The organism is Pseudoalteromonas sp. SR45-5 (assembly GCF_014163565.1).
In the GTDB taxonomy this organism is placed as follows: domain Bacteria; phylum Pseudomonadota; class Gammaproteobacteria; order Enterobacterales; family Alteromonadaceae; genus Pseudoalteromonas; species Pseudoalteromonas distincta.
Window position 1 is genome coordinate 1 of record NZ_JACJDN010000666.1, and the last position, 2,092, is coordinate 2,092.

Here is a 2,092-nt window from a genome sequence, read left to right on the forward strand (position 1 = left end):
CGCTAGAGAAATACTCCAGCGGCTTTATTTATACGTATAAAACCGGCTAATTTAGCTGATTAAGAAAGAGTATAAGAAGCAAGTTGTGCGTTACTTGCAAGAACAGTGTTTAGGTTTTCTAAAACTGTTTGCGAAGTTACGTTTTCAGAAGTAAATACTGAAGAAAACTGTGCTTGAGCAAGCGCGTTGAATGCTGCTTTATCTTGATCTGCAACACCCCAAGCTTCAGCTAGAGTAGCTAAAGTTTCGCCTTCACCTTTTGACATATCACGAGCAAGTTGCTCCATGTTACCGTCAATGAATAAAGCAATTTTTTCTGAAGACGTTACTGTACCAGTACCATCACAACCTAAAGTACCAAAAGTGATACCAAAAGTTTGGTTACCAGAAGTACCGTTTGTTGTAGCGCCTAAAATTTTAACGCCTTTACCTTGCTGACCTGCAAATAACATAGAACCAAGACCACAACCAATATCTTGGTCAGCCATTGCATTTGAGAAAGGTAGTAAAGATAGTGCAGCTACTGCGATTAGTTTTTTCATTTTCATAAATCCATATATGATTGTCTTTATTTAGGGTAAATAAAGTTCGCGAAAGATTCTAACAGACTTGTAGAGAAAAAGAACAGCTTAAAATATGAATATTTTACACTCTAATTTCTCTACTATATTAAAGCGAAAGCTGGGAGAAACTAGACCAGCTCAATAATTTTTTATTGAACTGGTGGCGGCTTTTTACTTCTTGGGGCACCTAACAAAATACAGGTATGGCAAATACATACAGATAAAAATGCACTAATACCTAGTGCACCACCGTAGCCGTCAAGTTTTGGTACAAGAAATTCAAATAATATTGAAAACAAAACAGATGAGCTTACTACGGTATAAATACCAAAACGATGCGGGGCGCTCATGCCAATAAATGTACCGCCAAAAAATATAATCGCGTATAAATCGGGGTTTAAATTCAATGCGCTAAAAATTAAGTAAGCAATAATAGAAAGTGAAGAGGATGCTCTTATACCATCAAAGCGACTATGTTTAGCTAAGTAAAACGTTAAAAAAGCACCAAGCAGTACAAGTAACGGGTATTCAATACTCATAGTACGATTCCTTTAGCTAATACAAAAAGTGCCACGCTTGCAAAAGCGACACTACCAAGTTTGCCACCAAAGCCTGTAAACATATTCATAGTAAGCACATACAAACTTGAGCCAATAAGCGAAATAATAGCAATTTCCCAGTAACTGGTAATTAAATGGGTTGAACACATACCGGCAAAACTACCAGCATAAATTGCAGCATAAGGATGGTTTTTATAACGCGCAGGAAAAGGAATAAAAGAGCCAATAAGCCCCGTTAGCGCGGCAGAAATTACTAAAGGCAGTGCAAAAGTAGTGTGCATAGCAAAGCAAGCTACAAAGCCTAAAAAGAAAGTAATGAATTTTAAAAGTAAGAATTTAATCATAGCGGCGCATTTTAAACTAATCCTTTTACGCTTTCTAATACTCTCTAACAAATAAATGTTATAAGTAATTACACATTTAAAAAGCGTGTTTTTTAAAAGACTTTTAGGTATTAAATATGCTTAATATCGTTGCTGTTAATGTTCTATAAATCACAAATTATGTATAATGGCGATAATTTAATGTATTAAAGTGTTAACCAAGGGTTATTTATGTCTAACTGTTTGCATCTGGCTATTCCGGCTGGCGATTTAAAAGTGGCTAAAGCGTTTTATTGTGACGTACTAGGCTGTAAAACGGGTAATAGTGAAGAAGGTCGCTGGGTAGATATAGATTTTTGGGGCAATGAACTTACCTTACACCAAAGCGTTGAGCGCCTACCAACAGTTCGCCATGATGTTGATATGGGAGCTGTGGCAGTACCTCACTTTGGGATTCACCTATCTGAAGGTGAATTTAACGGGTTAAAAACACGTATTGAAGATGCGGGTATTGAATACCTAGATAAACCATACCGCCGTTTTATTGGTGATGAGTTTGAGCAAGAAACGTTTTTTATTGAAGATCCAAATGGCAATGTGCTTGAAATGAAAACCATGGTAAACCCAGAGGTTTTATTTAAAAAAG

Annotated in this window: 4 protein-coding genes; 1 reads left to right on the forward strand and 3 read right to left on the reverse strand. The window is 36.4% G+C overall.

Annotated elements, in window-relative coordinates; genetic code table 11:
• Positions 1–59: 59 nt before the first annotated feature.
• The 3 genes from H5072_RS17755 to H5072_RS17765 form a co-directional block, all read right to left on the reverse strand.
• A complete protein-coding gene (locus H5072_RS17755; protein WP_002962856.1) occupies positions 60–542 on the reverse strand; it encodes a DUF3015 domain-containing protein in 483 nt (160 codons plus the stop codon).
• Between the two features lie 170 nt (positions 543–712).
• Positions 713–1,102 (reverse strand): hypothetical protein, encoded by a 390-nt coding sequence (locus H5072_RS17760; RefSeq protein ID WP_182694307.1) that lies wholly within the window; start codon positions 1,100–1,102, stop codon positions 713–715.
• Entirely contained in the window at positions 1,099–1,404 is a 306-nt protein-coding gene (locus H5072_RS17765; protein WP_002962854.1) for a hypothetical protein, read from the reverse strand. The genes H5072_RS17760 and H5072_RS17765 overlap by 4 nt, the downstream gene beginning before the upstream one ends.
• A gap of 273 nt (positions 1,405–1,677) precedes the next feature.
• Between H5072_RS17765 and H5072_RS17770 the strand changes: the two genes are divergently transcribed.
• On the forward strand, positions 1,678–2,092 hold a 415-nt coding region (locus H5072_RS17770), incomplete at its 3' end, for a VOC family protein (protein WP_182694308.1).